Origin of the sequence: Martelella mediterranea (genome assembly GCF_021021415.1) — a bacterium.
Lineage (GTDB): Bacteria > Pseudomonadota > Alphaproteobacteria > Rhizobiales > Rhizobiaceae > Martelella > Martelella mediterranea_C.
Map to the genome: position 1 here is coordinate 1 of NZ_JAINWJ010000089.1, position 5,502 is coordinate 5,502.

The following is a 5,502-nucleotide window of genomic DNA, read 5'->3' on the forward strand; positions in this document are numbered from 1 at the left end:
ACGAAACGCCCCAAACTGTTCAGACAAACCGAGCCACCTCTTTCCGACGTGTGACGGGATGCATTACGCTCATAGCGGACGCATGCCCAGTCTCAAACAGTTTCAGGAAATACCGATTATTGTGCTGCCCAATGGATCGAGCAAGTTCTGCTACAGACATTGCTCCTTCCGGTTTGGCTTCTTTCCCATGGCGCGCATGCCAGTGGTCAACTGACGTCATAAGAATTCGAATCGCGTTATATCCCCTCTGATCCTCCTTCACGCCAACGGTTACCGTGCCGGCGCGAATGGCATCAATGACGGCATTGACGCCAACTTTCTTGCGCTTTGCTGCAAGGTTGATCGTCTCCCATCCTTCGTCGGGCACACCGGACACCGTCACTCTGGCCCGCAACTCAGCAATGAGAGCGAGTCCATCCTCGATTTTCCATATCGACCTGACGGAATCATTCGATATGTGCGGTTTCAGAACACCATCGCGATGAAGTGCTCGCAATTCCCTTCTTGTCGCGCCCATTGCAGACTGCATCTCAATTCGCCCCACCAGTGCGGGCAGTGTTTTCAGCAAATCTGCGTACTTGATGGCGTCGAAAAGCCGCCTGGGTTCAGGGCGGGGATCATTGGCATCAAGCACGCCAGCCTCAACCAGATAATTGTTGAGTACGCGCGGCGAGAAGCCTGTTTCTTTCGAGGCGCTGAGTAACGAATGGAAGTGGCGACGACCAACGGGTTCTCCTAACACGACCTCGGTGCCAGCGTACTCCCAGTGATCCAATATGCAATCTCGTAGAATTGTCCGGAAAACAGTGAAGCCGGATCTTTGACAAAATCGATCGAGAGCTTTCCGTATAGCTGCCCAAACGCTGCTTTGGGCGTATCGCGTCCGTTGTTTGCTTCCAGTGCCAGGCGATCGAGAGCATTGCGAACACCGTCTTCTCCGCGGCTGACGATTTCGAAACCTGCGGAAAGCGCTGCGTGCCGGCGACGCCAGTCATCATTGACTTCAGCTGTTGACAGAGAGCGAAGCTTCATTCCCAGCAGCAGACAGACGGTCGAAACGGCATAAACAGTTAGGCTGGAAAGCCAAGTGTCATCCTGGCCGGACGATAGCCGTCTATCCAACCATGTGTCGTAAGGTAACGGCTTGCATAGCTGCTGTACTATGCGTCCGTTCGCTAGTGCCTCTGCAACCGCCGGCAAATGCAAGGTAAAATCGCTCCGCTCGATTAGTGGTTGCGACCTCCACAATGGAACAAGTGGCTGCTTGTGCCTTACGCACAAGATAGATTCTCTGAATTGCCAATCGCCTCGCATTGCCATCGCAGCAGCCGGCGCATTCGCGCAGTTGTCCATATCTTCACGAAGACAGTGTGGGCAGCCGCGGACAACTGGATTTCGGAGAGAACGAGTGCCGTATAGTTCGCCTCGAAAATTGAGCCTAACATCACCTGCTGGGCTCCCAGCCCAGGAAACCTGATCCGCAAGCTGCTCAATCGAAAGCCGCCCCCAATAGGCCATTCGCTTAAGTGCTTCGTCTTCCTGATTGATGACACGTTTCAGCGAAACGCCCATATCGGAAGCATACTCTCTTGCGCTGACGCCTTTGGACGCGGCCAGCCGCGAAAGGTAGGAAATCGTTGTCTCGCGCGATTTGGGCGACGGAGGCGCGGGCAAGACGCTAGACATCAGAGCAAAATCCTCAAGCTGTGTGGAATCGCAGGCTATCAATAGCGGATTGCCATCTCAAAAGGCTTGGCGCAATACGACGAACATGAAGCTGAGCGAGCGCCATGAGGCGAGCCCGCTGACCGAGCTGAAGCATGTTCGTTCAACGGCAGACCGAAAGGCTGCCGAGGACGTCGCCAGCCGCCAGCGCTGCGAGGATTTCGATAGCTTCAGGCAATTGTTCGAAAAGGTTCAGCGCGAACTTGAAAACGGGTAGCGCGAAACGCGAGCGTTCGAACTCAAGGCCGAAATTCAGCCTGGACGCTTCTTTATCGTCGAGGGGCAGAAGGCCTATGTCGCTGAGATGGGCGAGGAAACGCTGACCGATCAGGGTCGGACGGATGCGCGTCTGCGCGTCATTTTCGACAATGGCACCGAAAGCAACATGCTGATGCGTTCACTGCAAAGGGCGCTCAACAAGGACGAGGCCGGGCGTCGCATTACCGAACCCGTCGCCGGCCCCCTGTTTTCCGATGCACTTGAGGAGGGCGACAGCACCTCCGGTACGATTTATGTTCTCAGAAGCAAGTCCGACCACCCGATGGTCGCGGAAAATCGTGAACTGGTGCACAAGATCGGCGTGACGACCATGGATGTCGAAAAGCGGATCGCGGGCGCGCACCTGCAGCCGACTTTTCTCATGGCGCCGGTGGATGTCGTGGCAACCTATGAGCTATTCAACATCAACCAGACGCGCCTGGAAAACCTCATCCATCGCGTCTTTGGTCCGGCCCAGCTCGATATCGAAGTCCCCGATCGCTTTGGCCGCCCGGTCACGCCCAGGGAGTGGTTTCTGGTGCCGCTCTTCATCATCGACGAGGCCGTTCAGAAAATCCGCGATGGCTCAATCACGCATTACCGCTACGATCCGCAACGTGCGAAGTTGGTCAGGGAAGAGCGGGCTTGAGGTGAGGGGCGTCGGCCAGGGTTTAGGGATAAGCATCGGGCGCTCGCCACATTCGGAAGGTCGTCCAATCGACCGCCGCCATTGCCTCGATACCTGCGAAAAGTTCGTCGTCTCGCCTGTTTCGAAAGTCCCCACCCGTCGTCACTACGGCACGTTGGAAAGCGCGTTCCTCGGGGAGCGGGACTTTCGAGCGCTTTGCGCACCTTTTTGGCGACGCGTTCAACAATAACGTTGTATATTGTAACGATACGAGATACAGTCAGTCATGATTATCAGTTTCCGCCATAAGGGCCTCGAAACGTTCTTTCGCACCGGTTCAACGCGAGGCATCCAGGCGGCTCACGCTTCAAAGCTGAGGCGTATATTGGGTTTGCTGGACGCGGCGGACGGGCCGCAGGCTATGAATTTGCCATCGTTAAGGTTGCACCGGCTCAAGGGCGATCTGGCCGGTCATTGGTCGGTATGGGTCAACGGGAACTGGCGGGTGACGTTCCGTTTCACCGAAACCGGAGCCGAACTTGTCGATTATCAGGACTACCACTGAAAGGAGTCGATGACATGATGAACAATCCTCCGCATCCAGGCGAAGTCCTCAAGGAAGACGTGATAGCAGCTCTGGGGCTCACCGTGACCGAAGCCGCCGAAAGGCTGGCTATGTCCCGAGTGGCGCTTTCGCGGGTACTGAACTGCAAGGCGGGTATCAGCCCTGATTTGGCCGTTCGCCTGGAACAGGCCGGGGTGAGCACGGCCCGTGCCTGGTTGGCAATGCAGGCCAATTATGATCTGTGGCAGGCCATGCAGCATAAGCAGCCGCCTGTTCGCCGTCTGCAGGAGACTGCAGCTACTTGAAGTGACAGTGGAATGAGGCCATGTCGAAATTGGTCTGCATGTCGATCCAGAATTCCGGGGTCGTTCCAAGAGCCCTGGATAGCCGAAGAGCCGTGTCAGGTATCACGGCCGTTTGCTCCTCCACCAGTCTTTCGATGCGGGTACGCGGCACACCGATTGCTTTGGCAAGGTTAGCTGACGTCAGTCCGAGTGGCTCCAGAAATTCATGCTTTAGGATTTCACCAGGATGACGGGGGGCGGTCAGAAGTCCCATGAGCATTTCCTTTCAGTATCAGTATCAGGATCAGAGGAATCTAAACCCTAGTAAGTCTCTTTCACGGGAAGCCATGCGACACTCAGATCTATCCTAGCCTAGAATATGCTAGCATACGCTACAACGACGGGAAGCCATGCGATTTGCCCACCATCCGCGTCTAGTAGATCTGGTTTTGTTGGCAGAGGGACGGCCTCTCCCTGTTCCCGAAACTCCGCTGCGGCGGACTTCAGAAGCTCTTGCGCAGCGCGCAGCGCTTCATCGTGACTGGCTGCACCGCCACCGCCAAACTCGGGGCTATGATAGCCCCAAACCTCGGCTTCGCGATGGATGACAACAGGGTACATCCGGGTGTTGATCATTGCGGTTTTGGCAACAAACCTTGTGCTTTTGCGCGGGCGGATTCATCGCCAAGTTGGTCTATCTTTTCAAAGAGCCTTACGATCTGATGCCGCAGCGAGCGTGCTTCTCGCTGTTCAAATATCGCTTTCTGGGCTGCCGCACGGATCTCCGCTGCGCGATCTATCAATGGAGCAAGGTTGATGCCGAACTCTTGCTTGATCAGCCCGTTCACGCGCCAACCTCTGCGCCCGCTGTGGGTGGAGCAGCTTTTGACGAGGAACCGACTTGAAATCAGTTTAGCTTCAATCCGCGATTTCCGTTACCGAGGGCCAGAAGGCACATATACGTCCCGGCTCATAATCACCATCTTGGGTGGAAGACATCGCAAACCTCAGGTAGGCCACATCACCTTTGCTGAGGCCCAGAACGCGGCAACCGGTTTCCAGCAAGTCGAGCAATTGCCATCGAGTCATACCTTTTGGCAAACCTGCATGCGTCAGAGGCTTTGTCATCTTGCCACCTCCGCATCAGAGCTTGAGGCGAAGCGTGTAATGGGATAAAGGAAAGAGGCAATGTGCTTTTTTGTGTCGTCGGAGGTGGCTGCAACCCTTCCGGCGATTTTTCTTTTATGGGGAAGATGTTCGCAGACGTTGGAACTCTTCGACGTAAGTCCTTGTTTTCTTATGATGACCGAAATTGGATTTTTCTTCGGTAACCTATTGAAAAGTAAGCAATCACCCTGTTCTGCAGGGGTCGCCATTCACCAAAATCGTGTCATTAAGGCTTTGAAATTTATGTTCTTTTTTAACGTGCGGGGATTTCGGGTTCAGATGCGGGGTAGGGTGTTCCCGTTTGGTCTTTCCGAGGCCTGTTTTGAGAGTTTGCGGCGGCCCGCCTCTCGGGTGTAGAGGCCGGCCATAGAATCGGTTTCCCAGCCGAAGCGCGCCTTCAGCTCCTCGGTCGTGCCGCCAAGTTCGGCCAGGTCGATCGCGCCCTTCTTGCGCAGGCCATGTGTGCGCGGGGCGACGCCGGCCTCTTTGCACATCTTGCCGAACCAGTTGCCGAAAGAGGCGGCGCTTTTGAACGGGCGGCCATGCACCGGCGTCGTCAGAAAGGCCATCTGATGGGTCTTGCAGGCATCAAGCGCGATCGCGAGTTGCGGTGAAATATCGATATAGACCATCTTGGCATTCTTGCTCGCGCGAAACTCGATAACACCGTTCTTGACATGCTGCGGCTCGAGCCTGAAGACATCGCCCCGCCGAAGGCCGGTCCGTAGCAGCAGGTCCATGGCGGGTCGCGCCTGGCTGCCAAGCGGGTGCGCCTTGTAAAACCGCCGTTCTCTTCATCGAACAGCTGTGCCATAAGCACAGCCATGGCCCCATGTCTTAGAGCCGGATTCAAAAGTTCATGACGGGAAACAATA

Annotated in this window: 9 protein-coding genes and 1 pseudogene; 4 read left to right on the forward strand and 6 right to left on the reverse strand. The window is 55.7% G+C overall.

What is annotated here, in order from left to right; translation table 11 throughout:
• Positions 1–19: 19 nt before the first annotated feature.
• Positions 20–775 carry a hypothetical protein gene (locus tag K7H91_RS25285; protein WP_230722928.1) on the reverse strand — a complete coding sequence of 252 codons (756 nt, stop codon included), beginning with the start codon at positions 773–775 and terminating at the stop codon, positions 20–22.
• The gene (locus K7H91_RS25290) at positions 736–1,686 is read right to left on the reverse strand and encodes a TniQ family protein (RefSeq protein WP_230722929.1); all 951 of its coding nucleotides are present in this window, start codon (positions 1,684–1,686) and stop codon (positions 736–738) included. Before K7H91_RS25290 ends, K7H91_RS25285 begins: the two co-directional genes overlap by 40 nt.
• An 85-nt stretch (positions 1,687–1,771) precedes the next feature.
• Between K7H91_RS25290 and K7H91_RS25795 the strand changes: the two genes are divergently transcribed.
• The 4 genes from K7H91_RS25795 (at position 1,772) to K7H91_RS25305 (ending at position 3,481) form a co-directional block, all read left to right on the forward strand.
• Entirely contained in the window at positions 1,772–1,942 is a 171-nt protein-coding gene (locus K7H91_RS25795; RefSeq protein ID WP_330166045.1) for a hypothetical protein, read from the forward strand.
• A gap of 87 nt (positions 1,943–2,029) precedes the next feature.
• Complete coding sequence (locus tag K7H91_RS25295) at positions 2,030–2,632, forward strand: GIY-YIG nuclease family protein (RefSeq protein ID WP_330166046.1); 603 nt, start codon at positions 2,030–2,032, stop codon at positions 2,630–2,632.
• Between the two features lie 265 nt (positions 2,633–2,897).
• Entirely contained in the window at positions 2,898–3,176 is a 279-nt protein-coding gene (locus K7H91_RS25300; protein WP_230722930.1) for a type II toxin-antitoxin system RelE/ParE family toxin, read from the forward strand.
• Positions 3,177–3,190: 14 nt separating this feature from the next.
• Positions 3,191–3,481 carry a HigA family addiction module antitoxin gene (locus K7H91_RS25305; RefSeq protein ID WP_230722931.1) on the forward strand — a complete coding sequence of 97 codons (291 nt, stop codon included), beginning with the start codon at positions 3,191–3,193 and terminating at the stop codon, positions 3,479–3,481.
• On the opposite strand, the gene K7H91_RS25310 is transcribed toward K7H91_RS25305, so the two are convergent.
• The 4 genes and pseudogenes from K7H91_RS25310 to K7H91_RS25325 all read right to left on the reverse strand — a co-directional run.
• Entirely contained in the window at positions 3,474–3,734 is a 261-nt protein-coding gene (locus K7H91_RS25310) for a HigA family addiction module antitoxin (RefSeq protein ID WP_230722932.1), read from the reverse strand. The genes K7H91_RS25305 and K7H91_RS25310 overlap by 8 nt on opposite strands.
• A 358-nt stretch (positions 3,735–4,092) precedes the next feature.
• Positions 4,093–4,383 carry a helix-turn-helix domain-containing protein gene (locus K7H91_RS25315; protein WP_330166047.1) on the reverse strand — a complete coding sequence of 97 codons (291 nt, stop codon included), beginning with the start codon at positions 4,381–4,383 and terminating at the stop codon, positions 4,093–4,095.
• Positions 4,379–4,588 carry a hypothetical protein gene (locus K7H91_RS25320; protein ID WP_230722933.1) on the reverse strand — a complete coding sequence of 70 codons (210 nt, stop codon included), beginning with the start codon at positions 4,586–4,588 and terminating at the stop codon, positions 4,379–4,381. The genes K7H91_RS25315 and K7H91_RS25320 overlap by 5 nt, the downstream gene beginning before the upstream one ends.
• A 314-nt stretch (positions 4,589–4,902) precedes the next feature.
• A pseudogene (locus K7H91_RS25325) lies at positions 4,903–5,385 on the reverse strand (tyrosine-type recombinase/integrase); the annotation flags it as partial.
• Positions 5,386–5,502 lie beyond the last annotated feature (117 nt).

Excerpts from the sequence above, each read along its gene's own strand:
- K7H91_RS25290 (WP_230722929.1), bottom strand. The coding sequence starts at position 1,686 with ATGTCTAGCGTCTTGCCCGCGCCTCCGTCGCCCAAATCGCGCGAGACA.
- K7H91_RS25320 (WP_230722933.1), bottom strand. The coding sequence starts at position 4,588 with ATGACAAAGCCTCTGACGCATGCAGGTTTGCCAAAAGGTATGACTCGA.
- K7H91_RS25295 (WP_330166046.1), top strand. The coding sequence starts at position 2,030 with ATGGGCGAGGAAACGCTGACCGATCAGGGTCGGACGGATGCGCGTCTG.
- K7H91_RS25310 (WP_230722932.1), bottom strand. The coding sequence starts at position 3,734 with ATGGGACTTCTGACCGCCCCCCGTCATCCTGGTGAAATCCTAAAGCAT.
- K7H91_RS25300 (WP_230722930.1), top strand. The coding sequence starts at position 2,898 with ATGATTATCAGTTTCCGCCATAAGGGCCTCGAAACGTTCTTTCGCACC.
- K7H91_RS25305 (WP_230722931.1), top strand. The coding sequence starts at position 3,191 with ATGATGAACAATCCTCCGCATCCAGGCGAAGTCCTCAAGGAAGACGTG.
- K7H91_RS25795 (WP_330166045.1), top strand. The coding sequence starts at position 1,772 with ATGAAGCTGAGCGAGCGCCATGAGGCGAGCCCGCTGACCGAGCTGAAG.